At 63.8% G+C, this 21,426-nt stretch carries 17 protein-coding genes; 11 read left to right on the top strand and 6 right to left on the bottom strand.

Annotation, left to right across the window (positions count from 1 at the left end):
• Nucleotides 1–200: 200 nt before the first annotated feature.
• From rdfA to LI337_RS16915, 3 genes are all read right to left on the bottom strand, one after another.
• On the bottom strand, nucleotides 201–833 hold the full coding sequence (gene rdfA, locus LI337_RS16925; RefSeq protein WP_227231096.1) for a rod-determining factor RdfA: 633 nt from the start codon (nucleotides 831–833) through the stop codon (nucleotides 201–203).
• Between the two features lie 368 nt (nucleotides 834–1,201).
• On the bottom strand, nucleotides 1,202–3,157 hold the full coding sequence (locus LI337_RS16920; protein WP_227231095.1) for an archaea-specific SMC-related protein: 1,956 nt from the start codon (nucleotides 3,155–3,157) through the stop codon (nucleotides 1,202–1,204).
• A 493-nt stretch (nucleotides 3,158–3,650) separates the two neighbouring features.
• The gene (locus tag LI337_RS16915; RefSeq protein ID WP_227231094.1) at nucleotides 3,651–4,412 is read right to left on the bottom strand and encodes an IclR family transcriptional regulator; all 762 of its coding nucleotides are present in this window, start codon (nucleotides 4,410–4,412) and stop codon (nucleotides 3,651–3,653) included.
• 574 nt (nucleotides 4,413–4,986) lie between these two features.
• Here LI337_RS16915 and LI337_RS16910 point away from each other — a divergent pair.
• Nucleotides 4,987–6,168, top strand: a complete 1,182-nt coding sequence (locus LI337_RS16910; protein ID WP_227231093.1) for a M24 family metallopeptidase — start codon at nucleotides 4,987–4,989, stop codon at nucleotides 6,166–6,168.
• 74 nt (nucleotides 6,169–6,242) lie between these two features.
• On the opposite strand, the gene LI337_RS16905 is transcribed toward LI337_RS16910, so the two are convergent.
• Nucleotides 6,243–7,478, bottom strand: a complete 1,236-nt coding sequence (locus LI337_RS16905) for a metal-dependent hydrolase family protein (RefSeq protein ID WP_227231092.1) — start codon at nucleotides 7,476–7,478, stop codon at nucleotides 6,243–6,245.
• Nucleotides 7,479–7,599: 121 nt separating this feature from the next.
• On the opposite strand from LI337_RS16905, the gene LI337_RS16900 reads away from it, so the two are divergent.
• The 4 genes from LI337_RS16900 to LI337_RS16885 all read left to right on the top strand — a co-directional run bounded on the left by LI337_RS16900 (nucleotide 7,600) and on the right by LI337_RS16885 (nucleotide 11,703).
• Nucleotides 7,600–8,403 carry a DUF7260 family protein gene (locus LI337_RS16900; RefSeq protein WP_227231091.1) on the top strand — a complete coding sequence of 268 codons (804 nt, stop codon included), beginning with the start codon at nucleotides 7,600–7,602 and terminating at the stop codon, nucleotides 8,401–8,403.
• A gap of 165 nt (nucleotides 8,404–8,568) precedes the next feature.
• Nucleotides 8,569–9,660, top strand: coding sequence for a dipeptidase (locus tag LI337_RS16895; RefSeq protein ID WP_227231090.1), 1,092 nt, complete (start codon nucleotides 8,569–8,571; stop codon nucleotides 9,658–9,660).
• Nucleotides 9,661–9,782: 122 nt separating this feature from the next.
• On the top strand, nucleotides 9,783–10,586 hold the full coding sequence (locus tag LI337_RS16890) for a cyclase family protein (protein WP_227231089.1): 804 nt from the start codon (nucleotides 9,783–9,785) through the stop codon (nucleotides 10,584–10,586).
• A gap of 7 nt (nucleotides 10,587–10,593) precedes the next feature.
• Nucleotides 10,594–11,703: a phosphotriesterase family protein gene (locus LI337_RS16885; protein ID WP_227231088.1), complete on the top strand. Its 1,110-nt coding sequence runs from the start codon at nucleotides 10,594–10,596 to the stop codon at nucleotides 11,701–11,703.
• A gap of 89 nt (nucleotides 11,704–11,792) precedes the next feature.
• On the opposite strand, the gene LI337_RS16880 is transcribed toward LI337_RS16885, so the two are convergent.
• Nucleotides 11,793–12,569, bottom strand: a complete 777-nt coding sequence (locus LI337_RS16880) for an SDR family NAD(P)-dependent oxidoreductase (protein ID WP_227231087.1) — start codon at nucleotides 12,567–12,569, stop codon at nucleotides 11,793–11,795.
• Nucleotides 12,570–12,771: 202 nt separating this feature from the next.
• Between LI337_RS16880 and LI337_RS16875 the strand changes: the two genes are divergently transcribed.
• Nucleotides 12,772–13,785, top strand: coding sequence for a D-2-hydroxyacid dehydrogenase (locus LI337_RS16875; protein WP_227231086.1), 1,014 nt, complete (start codon nucleotides 12,772–12,774; stop codon nucleotides 13,783–13,785).
• A gap of 112 nt (nucleotides 13,786–13,897) precedes the next feature.
• Nucleotides 13,898–15,397, top strand: a complete 1,500-nt coding sequence (locus tag LI337_RS16870) for a M20/M25/M40 family metallo-hydrolase (RefSeq protein WP_227231085.1) — start codon at nucleotides 13,898–13,900, stop codon at nucleotides 15,395–15,397.
• 76 nt (nucleotides 15,398–15,473) lie between these two features.
• Here the strand turns inward: LI337_RS16870 and LI337_RS16865 are convergent, their stop codons facing one another.
• Nucleotides 15,474–17,180 carry an ABC transporter substrate-binding protein gene (locus tag LI337_RS16865; RefSeq protein WP_227231084.1) on the bottom strand — a complete coding sequence of 569 codons (1,707 nt, stop codon included), beginning with the start codon at nucleotides 17,178–17,180 and terminating at the stop codon, nucleotides 15,474–15,476.
• A gap of 274 nt (nucleotides 17,181–17,454) precedes the next feature.
• Here LI337_RS16865 and LI337_RS16860 point away from each other — a divergent pair, with 274 nt between their 5' ends.
• Genes LI337_RS16860 through LI337_RS16845 form a run of 4 tightly spaced genes read left to right on the top strand, consistent with a single transcriptional unit; the run spans nucleotide 17,455 to nucleotide 21,426 of the window.
• The gene (locus tag LI337_RS16860; protein WP_227231083.1) at nucleotides 17,455–18,429 is read left to right on the top strand and encodes an ABC transporter permease; all 975 of its coding nucleotides are present in this window, start codon (nucleotides 17,455–17,457) and stop codon (nucleotides 18,427–18,429) included.
• Between the two features lie 5 nt (nucleotides 18,430–18,434).
• Nucleotides 18,435–19,376 carry an ABC transporter permease gene (locus LI337_RS16855; RefSeq protein WP_227231082.1) on the top strand — a complete coding sequence of 314 codons (942 nt, stop codon included), beginning with the start codon at nucleotides 18,435–18,437 and terminating at the stop codon, nucleotides 19,374–19,376.
• Nucleotides 19,373–20,401 carry an ABC transporter ATP-binding protein gene (locus tag LI337_RS16850; RefSeq protein WP_227231081.1) on the top strand — a complete coding sequence of 343 codons (1,029 nt, stop codon included), beginning with the start codon at nucleotides 19,373–19,375 and terminating at the stop codon, nucleotides 20,399–20,401. The genes LI337_RS16855 and LI337_RS16850 overlap by 4 nt, the downstream gene beginning before the upstream one ends.
• The gene (locus tag LI337_RS16845; protein ID WP_227231080.1) at nucleotides 20,386–21,426 is read left to right on the top strand and encodes an oligopeptide/dipeptide ABC transporter ATP-binding protein; all 1,041 of its coding nucleotides are present in this window, start codon (nucleotides 20,386–20,388) and stop codon (nucleotides 21,424–21,426) included. The genes LI337_RS16850 and LI337_RS16845 overlap by 16 nt, the downstream gene beginning before the upstream one ends.

The raw sequence follows: 21,426 nt of genomic DNA, 5'->3' as shown, positions 1-21,426 counted from the left end.
TACCTGATCGATATCGGTGACCACCTTGGCCCTCCACGAACAGACAGGATGCTCTCGACCGCGAGTCTCGCTTCGGTGAGATCTGCGACCACCGACGGGTTGGTGTTGGATGGCACTCGCCCCCACAGATACACGGCCACAGACACATCAATATTATATTCGTTTCCTACTCCAACCAAAATTCTGATATGATAGGTGGGTCAGTCTTCGACGCAGTTGCAGTGGCCCGTCTGCAAGAACTCCGTGAGGTCGTACTGGGAGTTACACTCACGGCAGACGATCCGGGTGTCGACCGTGATCCTGTACGTTCCGATGGTCACTTCGTCCTGGTTACGCAGGGAGTCGACAGTCTTCTCCGAGACGGCTTTGCTTCGTGAGTTCAGTCGCCGGATGGTGTTGACCGCCTTCTCTCTCGGCGGTTCCTCCGGGTCAGAACTGAGACTCACCCCCCGATGCTTCCGCAAGTACGTGTGAACCGCCTGGTGAGAGACGAAGTCCTTCCGTAACTGTTCGACGTCGATGCCGGCTCTGTTGAGGTGGCGCTCGACCTTCGTTCGCTCCCCACTGGTGACGTCGTCGTCCGTGAGCAGTCGATAGGTGTTCGCCGCCTCGCCGTCGAGTGGATTCAACCCGGCGTCTGTCATCGCTGCTCGGACGATCCGGCGGTTGAGATAGTCGGCGAGATCACGCAGGCTTCGACGGTCGACATCCTCGCCGAGCCAGTAGCGTTCGAGTTCCTCTCCAGCCGCCTCGAGCCCGTACCTGTCGATCACCCGTCGCACCTTCCCTCCCTGCTGTCCCGTCGATACACCGTCGTCGGTGTCGTCGCTCATACCCACTCGTTCGGGACACAAGAATAAAACAGCCGCGTGATGGCCGACGCTGGTCGGTCACCCACGAGTCGACTCGACCCGACAGTCGGTGATCGATCCTCAGAATACTAAAGTTCTGAATATATATCGAAATTTGATAGCTCCTCGAAGTGCCCGCTTCCTACGACTGTCGATCCGATCCGTCCCGAGCCCTCTGTGTATCGGCCCGAATCTCGATTACCGGGCCGTCGGGTGTGACACGTTCGACCAGTCACCGCCGATCACGCGCGCGATGGCTCCGATTGCTCGTCTCTGCTCTCAACTGTCTTTGCTCACGACCGCCTCTGTTCACGACTCTCCCTCTGAACGAACTGTCTCCCGGGCCTGTGTCAGATCTCCAGGATCCGCTGTCCCTCGTCTAGCGCCTGTGCGTCTTCCGGGAGCAGTGCCACGACGAGATACTCACTGTGGTCGGTCAGGTACGAGACCAACTTCGCGATGCGTTCGGAGTCGAACGCCTCCAGTGAGTCGAGGAGGATGAACGGACAGACTTCGTCGACGTCGTGGACGAGATAGCCTGCGAGCGCGAACACCAACCCGATCACTTCCCGTTCGCTCTCACTGAGGTTCTCGGCGACGTCTTCGTACGCCCCGCCGTCGGCCGGATTTCTGACGATGTGGAGATCGAACGTCGGCTGGCGACGCTTCGAGCGGCCCTGTCTGACCTCCTGTTCGGCTCGTTCGATCCAGACCCGGTCGATGTTGTCGTACTCGAGGAGGTCCAGCACGGTTTCCATGTGCGTGTTGAACTGTTCGACTGCCTCGTTCTGGATCGACTCGATCCGCGTCCGGAGGTCTTTGAGTTCGGCGGCCACCTCCTGACGCTCGGATTCGAGTCCCTCTCGCTCCGCCAGTTCCGACTCGATCTCGTCGATCTGGTCGGTGGTCGACTCCAGTTTGTTCTGGAGTCTCCCCAACTCGAACTCCAACTCGTTCGCCTCCTCGTGGAGGTCCAAGACCTCGTTCTGGCTCTCCGTCCGAAGCGCCTCCAGTTCCTCTTTGGTCTCTGCGACCGTCGATTCGAGGTCGTCTCGTCGCTCCTGCAGGGCGGTGATCGCGGCCTCGTGGTCCTCGATCTCGCCGTCGATCCGATCGATCCGAGTGCGCAGGTCAGACCGCCGCTGCCGGCGCTGTTCGATCTCCCGGCGTTCGGATTCGAGTTCGTCGATCTGCGCTCCGATCTCGTCCATCTCCCCCGCCGTCTGGCTCCGGACGTCCTGCAGCAGACCGAGAGTGTCCTCGATCTTCTCGGCGTCGACGACAGATCCGCACGTCCAGCAGGTGACCGACTCGGTGTCGTCGAGCAACCGGTCGGTCGGACTGCCGCCTCGGTCGGTCTCCCCCGAGCCATCGAGGGCACTTCGCAGATGTGGGTTGGACTCCTCGAGCATCTCCTCGTTGAACTGAATGACCGTGTTCAGTTCCGTCAGTTTCCGCTCCAGTTGCTCACGCTCGGACCGGAGTGAGTCGATCTCCCGGTTGATCTCCTGTGGGTCCTTCGTCCCACTCGCCGGGAGTTCTTCCAGGTCTTCTTCCAGCGACGTCCGTTCCTCGCGGAGTGCTTCCTCGCTCTCACGCTCGGTCTCGATGTCGTACCGGACGTCCTCTAACTCGCTCCGGAGCTGTTGTAGCTCTGAGAGCTTCTCCTCGACGGCTCGCTGCTCCTCCCGCTCCGATTCGACGTCGGTCTCGGCCGCGTCGATCGAGGCCCGGACGTCCTCGAGTTCGTCTCTCTTGTCCTCGATCTTCTCCCGAACGCGGGTTCGATCCTCCTCGAGTGACGGGAGTTGTCGTTCGATCTCGTCGAGATGGTCGAGTCGATCGTCGATCTGCTCCTTTCGTGACTCGAGCTGTCTGATCTCTGCTTCGATAGCGGTCGTGTCGATCGGACGGACGATTACCTCCCTGAGGTCTTCGCCGCGGGCGACCGCTTGTCGAGCCTCGTTCGTCTCGAGCAGGAACGCGAACAGTTCTGCCAACGCCGGGTCGTCGAGGTACTCGTCGCCGCTCGCGACGATCGTCCCGCCCTCACGGGAGAGCGTTCGGCGAAAGGTCTCCCCGCCGACGGTCAGTTCGACCTCCCCACTGTCGGTGTCACTTTTGATCGAGACGTCACGGCTCCCGCAGGCGGCTTTGATCGCCTGCAACAGCGACGTTCGGTTCGTCGCGTTCCGACCCTCCAAGATAGTGAGCCCCGGTTCGAACTCCACGGTCGTCTCGTCGATACCGCCGATGTTACGAGCACTGAGGCGAATCGACTGCCCCTCCTGTCGTAGGGTACTCATTAGGATAGGGATAGCTTGGTAGTAGAATAAGTGTTTTGTGATGGAACGACCGCCGTGCTCGCCGAATCTGGCCACTTCCAAAACAGATTTGTTCTGTGCGTCACTACGGTTTATGCAGAACAGTCGAGTTGTGACTCGGTTGTACTTTGTGAGAGTAATCTCGGAGGGGAGATCGGCGGAAGCCATTACAATCTTATACGCGTAATACCCGGTCGGGTGCTCGGCTCTGCTCATCTACGAGACTCCCCGGCGAACTCAGGTCGACGTTCCTCCACCCCTCGACTGATCGCGCCTGGATTCGGCGAACCGTGACCCGCCGTCGGTGACCGTCGGACCCCCGTTACAATCTTATGACCGTAATGGCGGGTGGTTCGACCACGACTCCCCCCGGGTTGGAGACGCCACGAGAACTTCTGGGCCGAACAGGTCGGTGACCCGCGTTTCCACCCACTGTTTCGCCTGGCCAAACAGACGGTGGGCGGACACCCCCGTCTCAGGAGTACGAGACGTTGATCCCGATCACCGTCGCGGTGTCTCGGACCATCTCGGGGATCGTGTTCCGGAACCGGTCGTGTTTCATCCGAGCAGATGGGGCAGACACGCTCACAGCACCGACTAACTGGTTCTCGTTGTCGGTGATCGGAGCGGCGACACACCGGATCCCCTCCGCGCGCTCTTCACCGTCGAACGCGACCCCTCGCTTCCGAATCTCGTCGAGTTCTTTCTCCAGCATCGCCTTCTCGGTAACCGTGTTCGGCGTCTGTGCTGGCAACCCGTGGCGGTCGATCACCTCCTCGAAGCGCTGTTCGGGCATGTGAGCGAGGATCGCTTTCCCGAGCGCCGACGTGTGGAGGTACTGTCGTGTCCCGACGCGCGTGTCGAGGCGAATCGCCTGCTCTCCCGATGCGATGTGCACGTACACGCCTTTGCCGTGCTCTTCCATCATCAAGTTCGCCAGTTCGCCCGTCTGTGCTGCCAGTTCATCCACGTCGTGTTTCGCGATCTCGAACAGCCCCGACTGTTGTCGCGCCCGTTCACCCATCTCTAGCAGCTTCAGACCGGTCCGATAGGTCGATCCGTCGTTGACGACGTACTCGTTTTGCTCGAGGGTACTGAGGTGGTGGTGGACCGTTGCTTTACTCATGTCGAGGTACCGTGCCAGTTCCGTCACTCCGACGCCACCCAACTCGTGGATCGCCTCCAGAATTCGGAGCGTTTTCGCGCTCGACCGAACGGTATTTTTGGACTGTGCCATTGGACTAGGTGGACCATATTTGCCCCTGCTATTAAACATTGTTCCGGATATACGAGAAGATTGCCCACGAATCCGAGATCCGAGACGGATCGGGAGGCGGTGATACTCGTTCGAGCTACCGTCGACCACCGCGTTCAGTCCTTGTTTGTCATTGACTACCACATTTCGTCAGTTCAAACGTCTCCCGACAGACTACCCGTTCATGCGGTTCGTTGTCACGCCACTCGTTGGCGCGTCTGGGGTGAGCTCTCTGGCGACCGCTGCCTGGAACGACCGCAGAACCCATAGACTGCACGGGGTTCCAACGTCCAGAAGTGCTACCGACGGTGTTCCGCAGACGGCCCGAACGTGTCGATCCGGTCGCTGCGGCCGGAGAGTTGCACGGCCGTATCGTTTCACTGGGCGAAATCGTCTCTCGGGCCGGTGGGTTTCCCACCGCGAAACGGAGTTGCCTCCCGAGGACAGCTACTCCCGCTCCGTTCGGGCGAACAGACGACACGTCCCTCGACGTGGGCCTGACGGATACGCCTCAGCCGTGCGAACGTTTTTGACCTACGCCCGTGAGTGTCGGGCGATGACAATGGAAGCCATCACTGCACTCCCAGCGTCAGAGTTCCACAGCCGGATCGACGCCGTTCGCGACCGCATCGCCGACGCGAACGTCGACGCGGGCGTGTGGTTCGGAGCCAGATCGATCGAGTACCTCACACACTTCTATCACGCACAGACCGAACGGCCGGTGGTTCTCGCGGTCACCGACGACCGCGTCGCGATCACCGTCCCGAAACTCGAAGTGATCCGCGTGGACGAGAATCCGCACATCGACGACGTCTACCACTACTTCGACTACCCCGGCGGAGACCCGATGGCGACGGCCGTCGCGATGCTCGACGACCTCGGGATCGAGTCGGTGGCCGCAGACATGGACGGTGCGCCCGGCGTGATGGGGTACGAGGGCCCGTCGCTCTCGTCGTTCGTCGAGGTCTCGTCCCAGTCGTGGGTCGACCGGATGCGGTGGGCGAAGTCCGACGCCGAAGTCGCGGTGATGCGGGAGGCGTCGACGTGGTCGCACCTCGCTCACCAGTATCTCGTCGACCGGATGCAACCGGGTGCCGCACAGGGGACGATCAGTCAGGAGGCCTCGATGGAGGCATCGCGGGCGATGTTCGACGCGCTCGGAACGCGGTACGTCCCGCGCACGGGCATCTACTTCGAGGGCCCGACGCACACCGGCTTACACAGTGCCGAACAGACCGCCGAACCGCACCCGTATCCGACCAACCGGAAGTTGGCGGAGGGCGATACCATCGTCACTGCCGCCGAGGCGAACGTCGACGGCTACCTCTCGGAGATCGAGCGGACGATGTTCATCGGCGACCCGGACGACGAACAGCGCCACTACTTCGACATCATGCTCGAGTCACAGTCGATCGCGATCGAGACGGCCGGTGCCGGCGTCGAGTACGGCACGGTCGCACAGGCCGTCTGGGACTACCTCGTCGAGCAAGGGGTCGAGGATCGGGCGTTCCACCACGTCGGTCACAGCCTCGGCATGGGGTCGCACGAGCCACCGTACGTCGACCGTGGCACCGAGGAGACGATGGAGGTCGGCCACGTGTTCACGGTCGAACCCGGCATCTACGTCCCCGACGTGGGTGGTTTCCGCCACTCCGACCCGGTCGTCGTCACCGAGAACGGGACCGAACTGTTGAACTACTGGGACCGGAGCCTCGATGCGAACATCGTCAGCATCTGACCCGACTGGTTCCACCGGAGTGAGCGCCGACTGGACGTCACGCGCGCGACGGGTGATCGACTCGCTCGAACTGTCTAGGTCGCTCCCGTGTCCACACGGTCGCCGCCCTTGTAGACGGCGGTGATCGAGTTCCGGAGGGCGGTGATATCCTCGGTCGGATCGCGGTCGAGTGCGACGAGGTCGGCGTACCGACCGGGTTCGACTGCACCGACGTCCTGCTGTTTCAGTGTCTTCGCCGCCTCGCTGGTCGCCGTCTTGAGCGCGTCTATCGGCGTCATCCCGCACTCCTCGACGTAGAGCACGGCCTCCATCGCGTTCTCGCCGTGCGGCACGAGGTCCGGGCCGACGAAGTCGGTCCCCAGTGCGATTGTCGCCCCCGCGTCGTACGCTCTCCGGACCGCGTCGAAGTGCGCCTCCCGCGCCTCGCGTGCCTTCACCAGCCCGAACTCCGGAATCCCGTGGTCCGCGCCCACCTCACAGATCCGATCGACGATGGCGAGGGTGGGGACGAGCACCCCGTCGGTGTCGACCAGCATCTCGATCCCTTCCCGGTCGATGTAGATGCCGTGTTCGATCGTATCGACACCGTTTCGCAGGGCGTTCTTGATCCCGGTCGCACCCTGTGCGTGCGCGGCGACGGGGATCCCCACGCGGTGTGCCTCCTGCGTGACGGCGGCGATCTCGTCGTCGGTCATCTGCGCCTGTTCGGGGTGATCTTTCTCCGAGAGGACGCCGCCGGTGGTCCCGATCTTGATCAGATCGACCCCCTCGCGGATCCGCTTTCGCGCTTCTTTTCGGCACTCGTCGGCCCCGTCGCAGAGGGCCGGATCGTACGGGTTGTACTGGTCGACCCACTCGTACGGGAGGTAGTGCGCGTCACCGTGGCCGCCGGTCTGGTAGATGGCCCGGTGGCTCGTGTGGATACGCGGGCCCGGAATCGACCCCTCCTCGACAGCGGTCCGAAGCCCGAGTGCGGTCCGGGAGTCGACGTCCCGAACGGTCGTGAACCCGGCCTCCAGCAGTCGGCGTAGGTGGACGGTCGCCCTGGCAGCACCGGCGGCGACGTCGTACGAGAGGTAGTCGGACTGGTCCATCGACGGCCACCCCTTGAGGTGGAGGTGCGCGTCGATCAGGCCGGGGACGACCACCTCGTCGGAGTGGTCGATCACCTCTGCGTCGTCGGGGGCGTCTTCGAGGGTCGTCACCGCGCGTATCCTGTCATCCTCGACGACGACTGCCGCGTCGGACATCGGTTCGTCGGCGACCCCGTCGATCAGTGTGCCACAGGCGACTATCGTCTGGTCAGGCATCGATGCTCCCGACTCTACGGACCGAGATAAACCTTCACCTCGCGGGGAACATACGTGGTAACGTGAACCAAACGTTTAGATAGGTGCTTCCCAATGGCTGGGGTACCGTAGGTGTACACAGATGGCCGATCACGACAGGGACCCACAGCGGCACCTCTCGACTGCCGCCGAGGCAATCGCGAGCGAGCGACGCAAATGCCAGGCCGAGAAGACTGCGCTCCGACAGTTTCGGAGCCGTCTCCGAGACTTCGCGGACGACACGACCCCCGATCTGAGTGTCCACGCGACCACGCACGGGACGGGACGACCGGCCGGAACGACGACGGCGAGAGCGGGAACGACGACGCAACGCGTCGGCCGGGTCCAGCGCCGGATCCGTACGGCGTACGCGGAGACGGTGATGGCGACCGACGCCGCCACCGAACTCGAAGACGTTCCTGCAGAACACATGGCTGCGGAACTCGGCCCGGATATCTCCACGGCAGTCTACGTCTCGTCCGATCCGCCGCCGAATCTCCTCACGATGATCGACCGCGCGACGGCGAACCTGATCGCGGCTCGTGAGAAGGTCGTCCGCAAACTCGACGACGAGTGCTCCATCGTCGAGACAATGGGAGAACAGGTGGCGCGTATCGGTGAGGAGGTCGACTCCATCGAGTCCGCGTATCCGGCGCTGTCGTTTCACGAGTTGACTACCTCTCACCGTCGACTCGGCGAACTCAGAGACGAGTGTACCACGATCGCCGACCGCCGCCAGTCGGAGTTTCACTCGAAGTTCGTCGGACAGTACACGCGGTTCGAGTGGGCCGAGTACCTCTACAGCGACTGCCCGGTGACCCACCCGATCCTCGCCGCACTCGCCGAACTGGTCGAGGTGATCGACGATCTACGGAAGACACTGAGCCGCGACATCGCGACCGTCTAACGCACCCCCGCCACACCAGTCCGGCGTCACGTGTCGGCCAGCACCGGCGCGCGATCCGAGCGCGGACGCGACACGACCCCCGCGAGCCGTAGCTCCCGGAGACCGACACTCGGCGAGGGTCCCCCGAATGCGCACTTTTAGGACCCTCCTCTTCGAGACTCGAGTATGGACACCGAGTACCACGGGGCAAGCGACTGGTTCGATCTGACAGAGACCGAAGCGAATCGCGCGCGCGACCTGCACGAGGAGATGCGTATCGTCGACGGCCTGGTCGCCGGCACGTACTACTTGGACGACCCCGGGTATCGAGACCACCTGCGCGAGGCCGGGATCGTCGCGGGCAATCTCACGGTCGGTGGTCCCGACTTCGACTTCGAGGCGACGGCCGCAGGCGTCGCCGACGCTCGTCGACGCCTCGCTGCGAACGACGACATCTATCGACTCGTGGAGTCTGTCGAGGATATCGACCACGCGGCCGAGACCGACCGAACCGGCATTATCCTCGGGTTTCAGGGGGGGAACTGGGTCGGGAACGACCTGTCCCGACTGCGGACGATCGCCGAACTCGGGGTCCGGGTCGTCGACCTCACCTACAACCGGGGGAACACCCTCGGCGACGGCTGCTGTGAGTACCGCGACGCCGGACTGACGATGCTCGGGCGAGAGGCGGTCGCCGAACTGAACGACCTCGGGATCGTGATCGACGTCTCCCACGCCAACGACCGGACGACCTCGGAGATCGTCGAGCGCTCGACCGACCCAGTGATCGCCTCACACATCGGGTGCCGTGCGCTCGCTCACTCCCAGGGGCGCGCGAAGACCGACGAGCAACTCGCAGCGATCGCCGACGAGGGAGGCGTCAACTGTATCACCCCCTTCCCGCCGGTGATCAAGCGGGACGCCGACACCCACGAGGTACTGCCGGCGACCGTCCACGACGTGTTAGACCACGTCGACCACGCCGTCGACGTCGGCGGTGTCGAGAGCGTCGCCTTCGGGGGCGATATGAGCGACCGGACGCTCGATCAGGGATCGATCAGCCAGGGGTCGAATCTCAACGTCTGGCGAAAGACCCACCCGGAGGTCTACGGTGCCGGTCCGACCGACCGCATGGACCCGTATCCCGACGGCTTGTCTCGATACACGGAACTCCACAACCTCACCCACGGTCTCGTCGCTCGCGGCTACACCGACGACGAGATCCGACTGATCATGGGTGGGAACCTCCTGCGCGTGTTCGAGTCCGTCTGGGCGTAATCGTCAGGCGAGACCACTGGCAGGGCGTACTCGTCAGGCCTGACCACTGGCAGGGCGTACTCGCTGGGCCGACCGGGGGGTGGGTACAGAGTTAAGTACTCACCTCGTGACGTTCGATCCGTATGCCAGAGTTGATCGACCTCTCCGGACACATAGAGGAAGGACAGCCGCTCGCAGGCTCCGCCGACGACACGCGAATTTTCACCACGCTCACGCACGAAGACCGGGGGTTCCAGGTGAAGACCGAACTCGAAGAGAAGGGGATGGACAGCGAGACCGAGTACGTCACCCGGCACCTGCGCGCTCAGCGTGAAGGGTACGACGAGGAACAGCCGATGAACCGCACCCTGCTGATCAGCGAACACGGTCCGACGCACGTCGACTCGATCGATCACCTCGAACCGACTTCGGAGCTGTCGATCGACGAGATGCCGCTCGACTGGTTCTACGGGTCGGCGATCTGTCTCGATCTGTCGGACGTCGAGTATCCGGACCCGATCACGGTCTCGGATCTCGAGGCGCAACTGGACGCCGAGGGACTGTCCATCGAGGACGACGACACCGTCCTGTTGGAGACGGGCAATCGTCGAAACAACTACTCGCTCGAGGACAAGGAGGCGAAACACCGGTACGAGAGCAAGTTCGTCGGACTCGAGGAGGCGGCAGGCGAGTTCCTCGTCGACCAGGGGGCGAAGGCGATCGGCATCGACTCGATCAGCGTCGACCACCCGGCGAACATCTACCCCAACTACAACTTCCCGATCCACGCACTGTGCTCCCGCGAGGAGATCGTGATCTACGAGAACATGGCCAACCTCTGGAAGGTGACCGGCGACCGCTTCACGTTCTCCGCGTTTCCGCTGAAGATCCGCGACGGGACGGGGTCACCTGTCCGTCCCGTCGCGATCCTGGACGGCGGCGAGTGAGGTCGCGATGACGCTGTTCCCGCGAGCCGACCCCGGCGACGACGAGGGGTCGATCGTCACCGTCGAGGGACCGATCGATCCGGAGTCGGTCGGACCGGTCTTACCGCACGAGCACCTCTTCGGCGACTTCACCGACAAGTTCGACCGACCGTCCACGGCCGTCGACCGTCACACCGCCAGCGAGCCGATCACCCTGGAGAACCTCTCCTGGGTGCGTGACAACCTCACCAGCCACGAGGAGACACTCCGCCTCGACTCGCTGGCGGACGCGATCGACGAACTCGGGCACTTCTCCCGTGCCGGCGGTGATCTGGTCGTCGACGTGACGCCGAAGCACGTCGGCGGCGACCCGCGGCGAGTTCGCGGCGTGGCCCGCGAGACCGGTGTCCAGATCGTCCACGGGACCGCGTTCTACGTCCACTACTCCCACCCGGACCGCGTCGCGGAGATGGACGCCGACGAGATCGCCGACGAGTTCGTCGCCGACGTTCTCACCGGGATCGACGACACCGGTGTCCGAGCCGGGATCGTCGGCGAGATCGGCGCGTCCGAGCGAATCCTCCCCGCAGAGGAGAAGTGCATCCGTGGTGGTGCCCGTGCGGCACGGCGAACCGGTGCCCCGCTGTCGATCCACACGCCGTTCCACCGCGACGACGCGGACCCGACCTCGAAGCGGGCGCTGTGGTGTCTCGACATCGCCGAGGAGGAGGGGCTCCCGCCGGACCGAGTGATCATCTGCCACCGCGACCAGTCGAAGTGGCTGGAGTCGGACCTGACCTACCAGAAGGAGATCGCCGACCGTGGCGCGTACGTCGAGTTCGATCTGTTCGGCCACCCCGAGGCGTATCACGCCATCGTCGACGACGCCCAACCGAGCGATCTCGATCGGGTTCGGTACGTCGAGGAGATGGTCTCGTCGGGCTACGACGACCGACTGCTCCTCTCACACGACGTGTTCGTCAAGACGGTCCTCCGGAAGTACGGTGGGCACGGCTACGCACACATCTTGGAGAACATCCTCCCGATACTCCGCACCCGCGGGATGGACGAGGCGACACTGCGGCGACTGGTCGTCGAGAACCCTCGGCGCGTCCTCACGTTCACCGCGCCCGCGTAGCCATCACCGCAGCATCCGCGTCAGGAGCCTCCGTACCTCGTCGTCCGCGACGGGTGCGGATCCGACCGGTGTTCGGTCGTCGCCGTCGTCTACCCGAAAAAATCACCCGCCAGCCACCCGCCGTCGACGACGAGGTTGTGACCGTTGACGTACCGACCGGCGTCGCTACAGAGGAAGACGGCGGCTTGGCCGATGTCCTCCGGTTCGCCGACGAACGAGGTGAGGACCTTCTCGTCGTACCGGTGTTTGATCTCGAAGTCGGCCAGGCTCTCTTTCATCTTCTTCGTCTTGATCGGGCCGGGACAGATCGCGTTGACCGTGACGTCGTCGGGTGACAGATCGACCGCCATCTGACGAGTCAGGTGCGAGACGGCGGCTTTCGAGGTGTCGTACGCCGCGTTCCGTGGCCACGCGACGAACGCGACCTGCGAGGAGATGTTGACGATCCGGCCCCGGTCGCTCGCTCGGAGATGCGGGATGGCGTACTTCGAACAGAGGAAGACAGCGTCGAGATTGACCGAGAGTACCTTCCGCCAGTCTTCGTACGACTGGTGTTCGACGCTCCCTTCGATGTTCGTCCCGGCGTTGTTGACCAGGATGTCCAGGCCGCCGAACTCGTCGACGGTCGCCTCGACGAGTGCTTCCACTTCGGCTTCGTCCGAGACGTCGGTCTGGTAGAACAGCCCCCGTCGACCGAGTTCCTCGACTCTTTCGTGAGTCGGAGTCTCTTTGAAGTCCATCAGCGGTTCCTCTCGGACGTCACCGACGGCGACATCCGCCCCCGCCTCGGCCAGTTCGATTGCGATCCCACGACCGATACCCGAGGCCCCGCCTGTGACGAGCGCACGCATTCCTTCGAGTCGCATACGCCCGATTTTCTGAGAGCAGTGAGTTAACTGTGCCGGGTACTGCAGCAGGGAGCCACCTGCACTGCGGGCAGAGGACCTCTCGACGATATATCAGATATCTTTCCAAAGCATATATATCAGCCCAAACAGTGGTCAGTGGTACGAAGACGCGACTCGTTGTAGCTGCGGGTCGTCGGAGATTCAACCACGAAGCCCAACCATGACTCGATTTACCCCCGACATCGTCGTACTTCGGAAGAACACTGAAGGACTCTCGACGAAGGCTTATGCGGACACGTTGGCCGAGAAACTTCCCGATCACGACATCGCACACGCGCGAACACCCGCCCAAGAACGATCACTGATCGAATCAGCCTCCGTGGCGACCGGCGTCACCTTGACCGAGGATCTGCTGGATCACGCAGAGGAGCTTCGACTGTTCGTGGCCGCTTCGTCGGGGTACAACCACCTCCCGGTGGACGAGATGGACGACCGTGGCATCGTCCTCGCGAACGCCGCGGGGATCCACGCCCCCGGGATCGCCGAACAGGCGCTCGGCTACTGTCTCATGTTCGCTAGAAACCTCCACGAGGGCTGGAGACGGAAGCTGAACGACGAATGGCGACACTACAAGGCGGGCGAACTGACCGGGAGTACGGTGACGGTGGTCGGACTGGGCGCGATCGGGACCGAGTTCGTCCAGCGACTCGAGGGGATGGGCGTCCACTCCATCGGCGTCCGGTACACGCCGGAGAAGGGCGGTCCGACTGACGAGGTGATCGGCTTCGACGAGGAGGCGTTCCACGACGCGCTGTCCCGAACCGACTATCTCGTCCTCTCGACCCCGCTCTCGGAGACGACACGACACCTGATCGGCGAGTCCGAGTTGAACACGTTGCCACCGAGAGCACACATCGTCAACGTGTGTCGCGGCCCGGTGATCGATACGGACGCGCTGCTCGCGGCGATTCAGAAGGAGGACATCAGCGGGGCGGCGATGGACGTCACGGATCCCGAACCGCTCCCGCCGGACCACCCGCTCTGGAAGATGGGAAACGTCCTCATCACGCCGCACATGGGCGGGCACACGCCCAGACACTGGGACCGACTCGCCGACATCGTCGCCGCGAACGTCGAGCGACTCGCGGAGGGCCACACGGACGGGTTCCAGAATCAAGTGAACGACCCGTCCGTCCACCAGGCGAGGCTCGCGTCGCGTCCCGAAGAAGACTGAGACTGCGCGTCGACTACTCCCGATTCGATCGCTCCAGAGCGGCGCTGCTCTTCCGACTGGTGACCCCCCGCAAGGCGTAACGATTAGTAGGTGGGTCGACAACGGTGAGCCGATGCAGACAGAAGCCAGCCAAGCGATTCGCGAGCAGATCGAAGCCGATCTCGACGATCACATCTCCCGTATCCAGCGTGCGGTACAGCAGCCGAGCGTCAGCGTGGAACACCAGGGTCTGCGAGAGATTGCAGAGCTGATGGTCGAGTACCTCGACGACCTCGGGTGTGAGGAGGCGGAACTCGTCGAGACCGACGGCGCACCCGGTGTCTGGGGCTACTACGACGCCGGCGCGGACACGACGGTCGTCAACTACGGGATGTTGGACACGCGCCCGGTCGGCGACGAGGACGACTGGACCTACGACCCCTTCGGCGGCGAACTCGTCGACCACGACGAGTACGGGCGGGTGATCTACGGGCGTGGCTCGGTCAAGGTCAAGGGAGCCTACGTCGCCTGGCTCAACGCCCTGACGGCGACGAAGGCGGCGCTGGGCGACCTCCCGGTGAACGTGATGTTCCTGCTCGAAGCCGAGGAGATCAACGGGAGTCCCTACTACTACGACATGCTCGCCGAGTACGAAGACCGGATCGACGCGGCCGACGCCTGTCTCTGTCCGCTCGCGGGCGAGGGCAGTGACGGCAACGTCACGGGCTCGCTGGGGTACAAATCCGCGCTGTACTTCGATATGGAGGTCTCGGGCGAGGCGTGGGGACACGGACCAGAGGGCGGCTCGATCCACGCGATGAGCAACGCCACCGTCGACAGCCCCGCGTGGCGGCTGGTCGACGCACTCGCGTCGCTCACCGCCGACAACGGCCGCGAGATCGAGATCGACGGCTACTACGATCAGTACGACCCGCCGACCGAAGCCGAACGCGACGAGATCGAGGCGTTCGTAGACGAACTCGACGCGAACACCGACACGCCCCGCGCGGAACTCTGGCGACACCTGCCCGGCCTGAGTCGTGGTGACGGCGAGGTCTCCCGTCTCAAAGACGACCTCCAGGAGGACGTCGTCGAAGCGTTCGTCCAGCACTTCTACAGCCCCGAATCGTTCAACATCCAGGGGATCGCGTCCGGCTACCTCGGCCCGGGGACGAACACGAAGCCGTTCACGATGCCCGGCGACGGCCGCGCCACCTTCGACCTCCGCATGCCCCGTGGGTACGACCCCGCAGTCGTCAGAGGACAACTCCGCGACCACCTGGACGACCACGGGTTCGAGGACGTCGACCTCGACGTGTCCGGTCAGCACACGTGGTGTAAGACCGACCCCGACTCGGATCTCGTGGACGCGGTACGGGCGGTCGTGGAGCGGCACGACAGGAAACTGACCCTCTGGCCGTTCTCGGCCGGCGGTGTGCCGTGGGCCGTCTTCGGGACGAAGTTCGAGATTCCACTGCTGTACGGCGTCGGGCTGGGATACGGCGAGAACAGCGAGGGCGCAGACGAGTTCTTCGTCGTCGACGGGACCGACACGGTCGGTGGACTGGTCGAGTGTGAACTGTCTCACGCGGAGATGCTACTGGCGTACGCCGAGCGGGTCGGAGAGAACTGAGCCGGACCGACGGTCGAACCTGTCCGAGCCGGGGCGACGTCGGATCGGCAGGCGTTCGACACGTAGAGGGTCGCCGCTACTCGCACCCGTACCCGTCGAGTTGCTCCGGTGGTGCCTCCCCGTCGGGGTAGTAGGCCGTCCCGTTCTCGAAGACGAAGCCACGCTCCTCGAGCATGGTGATCGCTTCCTCGCGGCCGGTGTACTCTGCACCCCACTTCTTCTGGTCGGGGTTGTGCCAGAACGAGACCGCCGGCGAGTACTGGCCGTGCCCCTCCTCGGCGAGTCCGTCCCAGACCTCGTTTCTGATGACACCCTTCGGGACGACCGACTCGACGGCCGCCCGGACCTCGGGGAAGCTGAACGGTCCGAACTTCGTGTTCATGATCATCGCTCGGCTCCCCGTGCTCAGCACCTCGACCAGTTCGAGGTTGTCGTTGTTCTCGGCCAACTCGACGAGCGTCGTCGGATCGGCACCGCTGAGTTGCCAGAGGAGGTGGTAGTCGCCCTGTTCCAGCCCGCTGATGATCGCCTGGGTGTTGGTGATGACGTTGAAGATGATCCCGTCGAGGTTGGCGGGTCGCCAGTGGTCGTCGTTTCGGCTGAGGACGATCTCCGAGCCGCGTCGCCAGTTCTCGAACTCCATGTGTCCGCTCCCGACGAACGCGCCCTCCTCGGTGGGCGACCACTCGAAGGCCTCCTGTGCGTCCACGTCCTCCGGGACGTTCTCCCAGATGTGCTGTGGGAGGATCGGAATCCGGTTGAACGTCTGCGTGAAGATCGGCGCGAACGGCTCTTCGAGCCCGAACACGACCGTCGTGTCGTCCGGGGCCTCGACGCTGGTGATGTTCGAGACGGCACCGCCGAAGAAGGGGCTGTGTTCGGCGTGGTACTCGTAGGAGAACCGGACGTCCTCGGCGGTGAGCGGTTCGCCGTCGTGGAACGAGTGGCCCGACCGAATGTTGAACGTGAACTGGAGGTTGTCCTCCGACGCCTCCCAGTCGGTCGCCAGCCACGGTTCCGGCTGGCCGTCCGGACCCATCTTCGTCAGGCTGTCGTAGACGTTCCTGACGGCACTCCGGTTGCCGGCCTCGGAGATCAGCGGGTTCAGATTCGCCGACTCCGAGGTGAGGACGACGATCATCGTCCCCTGATCGCCCTCGACGGTACACTCGTTGAACGTCCAGATGTTACGGATGCCGAGCCCGCTGGTCTCGGTGATGTTCCCGAACAGCGCGCTGTTGTACAGTTGCGGGAAGACGGGGAAGACGAGGCCTCGCTCCGAACTGAACGGGATGTCGCCCTCCACGGTCGCGAGTTCGTCCTGGATGCGGTGGATGACCTCGCGTCGCGCGTCGCGGTCGAGGGTCCGGGCAGACTCCTCGAACAGTTCCTGTGCGGTCTCGTTCTCGTACTCGCTGATGTTGAACGAGCCACAGGCCGTCTCGTTCGACATCAGGTTGCTCACGAGGAGCGCGTGTGGGTCTACCCGTTCCGGCCTGAGCGTGAACATACTGTACCAGGCGTGGAAGTCGTGGTTGAAGAAGGCGTCCTCGACACTCCTGCTGTGTCGCCGCGCCTCGAACGTGATCGGGAGCGGGAGTTCCTCGGCCATCGCCTCGAAGGCGAGTTCGGCCGTCTGGTTCTCCGTGCCCATCTCCGGAGTCGGTCCCCACATGACCATCTCCGGGACCTCCGTCAGATCCGAGACGTTGGCACCACCGTCACCGCTGCAGCCAGCGAGCGACGTTACCGCCCCGAGTCCGAGCGCTCCGGCCGCCTTCATCAGCCATCGACGACTCCGATTCTGTGCTGTGGTTTCGGTCGACTCGTCGTGACCGATATAGCTATGTCTTGGCATACCATGATCAGCTTTGCAACACCGTGTCTTATATTTATCTCATATTCCGGTTCTGACCTGTCTACCGGTAGAATTCGTCCGTCTCCGTCGATTGGTGCGGTTCGGTCTCTCCGGTTTCAGCGATGTGTCAACTGTTGACGCGCCACAAGATTTAATTCCCGGCGAAGCACGATACCACGTAGACCGGACACAGCCACCCATGTCACTTCGCAGGTACGCGGCCAGACGAACCGTCGGCACAGTACTCACGTTCTTCGTCATCGCGACGATCCTCTTTTTCCTCTTCCGGCAGGTGGGATCGCCGATCGGACTCCACATCTCGGACAACATGTCCCCGGAGCAGATCGAGGCGGTCCGGGCGTCGTTCGGACTCGACGAACCGCTCTACGTGCAGTACTACAACTACCTCGTCAACATCGTCACGCTCGAGTTCGGGCGGAGCTTCTACTACTCCTCGCCGGTGGGTGACATCGTCGTCGAACGCCTGTACAACAGCCTCTTCTTGACGATCCCGTCGATCGTGATCGGCTACTTCTTCGGCGTCATCGGCGGGGTCTACCTCGGCTGGAACCGGGGCAACTCCCGCGAACGGGTCGGACTGACGCTGGCGCTCGTGTTCCGCTCCACCCCGCGATTCTGGCTCGGTCTCGTCCTGCTGTTCGTGTTCGGGAGTGTGCTCGGCCTGTTCCCGATGTCCGGGATGCTCCCGCCGGGGACGGAGTTCGACAGCCACCTCGAACTGGTGACCATGCCCGCGTTCTACAGCCACATCGTGTTGCCCATCGCCTCGATGACGCTGTACCTGATGGGACTCCCACTGCTGTTGATGCGGACCAGCCTGTTCGAGGTGATGAACGAGGAGTTCATCGAGATGGTCAGAGCGAAGGGGGCCAGCGAGAGTCGGATCATGTACCGACACGCCGCGCGGAACGCGCTCCTGCCCGTGACCACCGCTTTCGGGGTCGCCATCGGCTACTCCTTCGGCGGGAACCTCCTCGTCGAGACGGTGTTCTCGTACCCCGGCATCGGCCGACTGATGGTCAACTCCGTCTTCCGGGGTGACTTCCCCGTCGCACAGTTCTCCTTCCTGATGATGGCCGGCGTCATCCTGCTGATGAACCTGCTCGTCGACCTCACCTACGGCTACCTCGACCCCCGCGTGACCTACGACTGATACCAATGAGCGCCAAAGACCGCACTCTCACGATACTCGCCCAAACCGCCAGGCGTGTACCGTACGTCTCGACCCGCCGAATCGAACAGATCGAACGCACGCTGGGCGTCGTCCTGGCGAACGACATGGCGAAGATCGGAGCCGTGATCCTCCTGCTGTTCGTCGTGTTGGCCGTCGCGGCACCGGTCATCGCACCGAACGACCCGAACGAACGGATCACCGACGAGGAGGGCTGGGTGAAGGGCGGTGGCCCGTCCGTCTCGACCCCGCTCGGCACCACGGACTCGGCGTACCCCCTGTTCTCACGACTCGTGTACGGGACGCGGATCGCGTTCCTCGTCGGACTCTCGACCGCCGTCGTCGTCGCGGGCGTCGGGACGCTGATCGGCATCGTGGCGGGCTACCGTGGCGGGCGCGTCGAGAACCTGTTCATGCGCGCCGTCGACGTCGCCTACGGCCTCCCGTTTCTCCCCTTCGTCATCGTGCTGATCCTCGTCCTCGGGCGGGGCCACCTGAGCATCGTCGTCGCCATCTCGGCGCTCCTCTGGCGTGACACCGCACGGGTGATACGCTCGGAGGTCGTGTCGATCAAAGAACAGCCGATGATCGATGCCGCCGTCGCGAGTGGCGCGTCCGACGCCCGGATCGTGCTCCACCACATCTTCCCGAAGGTCCTGCCGATCACGATGCTCTACTCCGTGTTCGCGGTCGGGTGGGCGATCATCGCCGAGGCCGGCCTGTCGTTCATCGGCTTCGGCGACCCCGACGCGATCAGTTGGGGCCGCGTGTTGAACAACGCCCACACCGCGAACGCGATCCAGCAGGAACTCTGGCTCTGGATCGCCGCGCCGGGCCTGTTGATCATCGGGTTCGTCCTCGCGACGTACTTCCTCGGGCAGGGGATCGAAGAAGTAGTCAACCCGAAACTCAGGAGTCGTGGCCAATGAGACTCGTCGTCGAGAACCTCTCGATCGAGTACGCCACCGACGAGGGACCGGTGCGGGCGGTCGACGACGTCTCCTTCGAACTCCCGGCCGGCCAACGACTCGGGCTCGTCGGCGAGTCAGGCTGTGGGAAGACGACGGTCGCGAAGTCGCTGATCGGCCTGTTGCCCGAGAACGGCTCGGTCGTCGAGGGGTCGATCCGACTCGAGGACGGCGACCGAACCGTCGAGGTGACCGAGGCCGACCCGAAGACGCTGCGCTCGATCCGGTGGCGCGACCTCGCTATCGTCTCCCAGAGCGCGATGAACGCGCTCGACCCCGTCTACACGGTCGGTGACCAGATCGCGGAGGCCATCCGCTTACACGAGAACGTCTCGAAGCAGTCGGCTCTGGGGCGGGCCGAACGGTTGCTCGACCGGGTGGGCCTCGACAGCGAGCGCACCGAGTCGTATCCGCACCAACTCTCGGGCGGGATGCGCCAGCGCGTGATGATCGCGATGGCGCTCGCGCTCGAACCGGCGTTCATCCTCGCCGACGAGCCCACCACCGCACTGGACGTGATCACCCAGGACCACATCCTCGCTCAGATCGACCGGCTGACGGACGAGACGGGCAACTCCCTGTTGATGATCACGCACGACATCAGCGTCGTCGCGGAGACCTGCGATCGCGTCGGGGTGATGTACGCGGGCGAACTCGTGGAGGTCGGCCCCCTCGAGACCGTCTTCACCGAACCGGAACACCCCTACACGCAGGGGTTGTTGAACGCTTTCCCGTCGCTCGCGGACGCCGAGAGCGAGTTGATCACGGTGGCCGGTGAGCCACCCGACCTGCACAGCCCACCGACCGGCTGTCGGTTCTACGACCGGTGTCCCTACCGCGAGGAGCGGTGTCGGGAGGCGCGGCCAGCGCTCACGCCGCGCGAGTCCGGGCAGTCTGCCCGGTGTTACGTCACCGAGGACGGACTCGATCTGGACGAGAACTACGAGCGGATCATGGAGGAGACAGACCGATGGCACCGACTGTGATAGACGTCGAGAACTTAGAGAAACGCTTCCCGGTCGAGACCGGACTGCTCCCCGAACTGCTCGGGACCCAGCGACACGTCCACGCGGTCGACGGCGTGAGCTTCTCGATCGAGGAGGGCGAGATATTCGGCCTCGCGGGCGAGAGCGGTTGTGGGAAGACCACGACCGGTCGCTGTCTCGCCCGACTCGAGGACCCCTCCGACGGGACGATCCACTTCGGCGACGGGACGCAGAACGTGGCGACCCTGCGCGGTGACGACCTGACCGCCTACCGCCGTGACGTCCAGATGGTGTTTCAGGACCCCTACTCGTCGATCAACGACCGGTTCCGGGTGGGACGGTGGATCCGCGAACCGCTGGTGATCCACGACATCGGCGACGAGGAGTCGCGGGACGCGAAGGTACTCGACACGCTGGCCCAGTGTGGACTCAGGCCCCCGGAACAGTTCGTCGAACAGTTCCCGCACGAACTCTCTGGTGGGCAACGCCAGCGCGTCGCGCTCGCGCGAGCGATGGTGCTCGATCCGGCGTTCCTCGTCGCCGACGAACCCACGTCGATGCTGGACGTGTCGGTCCGCGCCGGCGTGCTCGGCGTGTTCAAACGGCTCGTCGAGGAGCAGTCGGTCACCATCCTCTACATCTCCCACGACCTCTCGCTGCTGCGGTACATCTGCGACCGGATCGGCATCATGTACCGGGGCGAACTCATGGAGATCGGCGACGCCGAGGCGGTCCTCAGGTCGCCGAAACACCCCTACACCCAGTCGTTGCTCGCTGCGGTTCCCCGCGTCGACCCGACGACCGACCGGGAACGGGTGACCATCCCGCCGGACGTCCAGGAGAAGTTCGGCGCGAGCGAGGGTTGTCCGTTCAAGGATCGGTGTACCTACCGGTTCGACCGCTGTGACGAGAACGTCACCCTGCTCTCGCCAGACGAAGACGACGGGAATCCCACCGACCAGCAGGTCGCCTGTCACCTCTACGATCCGGCGACCGAGCGACCGCGCCCGGACCAGGAGGGGTGA

It is taken from the genome of Salinirubrum litoreum (genome assembly GCF_020567425.1).
Taxonomy (GTDB): Archaea; Halobacteriota; Halobacteria; order Halobacteriales; family Haloferacaceae; genus Salinirubrum; species Salinirubrum litoreum.
Note: the sequence above shows the minus strand (reverse complement) of the source record. Positions and strands in the feature narration are given on the sequence as shown.

Bases quoted from the DNA above. Each gene is read 5' to 3' on its own strand.
- LI337_RS16915 (WP_227231094.1), bottom strand. From the start codon at position 4,412: ATGGCACAGTCCAAAAATACCGTTCGGTCGAGCGCGAAAACGCTCCGA.
- LI337_RS16865 (WP_227231084.1), bottom strand. From the start codon at position 17,180: ATGAAGGCGGCCGGAGCGCTCGGACTCGGGGCGGTAACGTCGCTCGCT.
- LI337_RS16900 (WP_227231091.1), top strand. From the start codon at position 7,600: ATGGCCGATCACGACAGGGACCCACAGCGGCACCTCTCGACTGCCGCC.
- LI337_RS16895 (WP_227231090.1), top strand. From the start codon at position 8,569: ATGGACACCGAGTACCACGGGGCAAGCGACTGGTTCGATCTGACAGAG.
- LI337_RS16855 (WP_227231082.1), top strand. From the start codon at position 18,435: ATGAGCGCCAAAGACCGCACTCTCACGATACTCGCCCAAACCGCCAGG.
- LI337_RS16870 (WP_227231085.1), top strand. From the start codon at position 13,898: ATGCAGACAGAAGCCAGCCAAGCGATTCGCGAGCAGATCGAAGCCGAT.
- LI337_RS16890 (WP_227231089.1), top strand. From the start codon at position 9,783: ATGCCAGAGTTGATCGACCTCTCCGGACACATAGAGGAAGGACAGCCG.
- LI337_RS16910 (WP_227231093.1), top strand. From the start codon at position 4,987: ATGACAATGGAAGCCATCACTGCACTCCCAGCGTCAGAGTTCCACAGC.
- LI337_RS16885 (WP_227231088.1), top strand. From the start codon at position 10,594: ATGACGCTGTTCCCGCGAGCCGACCCCGGCGACGACGAGGGGTCGATC.
- LI337_RS16880 (WP_227231087.1), bottom strand. From the start codon at position 12,569: ATGCGACTCGAAGGAATGCGTGCGCTCGTCACAGGCGGGGCCTCGGGT.
- LI337_RS16860 (WP_227231083.1), top strand. From the start codon at position 17,455: ATGTCACTTCGCAGGTACGCGGCCAGACGAACCGTCGGCACAGTACTC.
- LI337_RS16850 (WP_227231081.1), top strand. From the start codon at position 19,373: ATGAGACTCGTCGTCGAGAACCTCTCGATCGAGTACGCCACCGACGAG.
- rdfA (WP_227231096.1), bottom strand. From the start codon at position 833: ATGAGCGACGACACCGACGACGGTGTATCGACGGGACAGCAGGGAGGG.
- LI337_RS16875 (WP_227231086.1), top strand. From the start codon at position 12,772: ATGACTCGATTTACCCCCGACATCGTCGTACTTCGGAAGAACACTGAA.
- LI337_RS16920 (WP_227231095.1), bottom strand. From the start codon at position 3,157: ATGAGTACCCTACGACAGGAGGGGCAGTCGATTCGCCTCAGTGCTCGT.
- LI337_RS16845 (WP_227231080.1), top strand. From the start codon at position 20,386: ATGGCACCGACTGTGATAGACGTCGAGAACTTAGAGAAACGCTTCCCG.
- LI337_RS16905 (WP_227231092.1), bottom strand. From the start codon at position 7,478: ATGCCTGACCAGACGATAGTCGCCTGTGGCACACTGATCGACGGGGTC.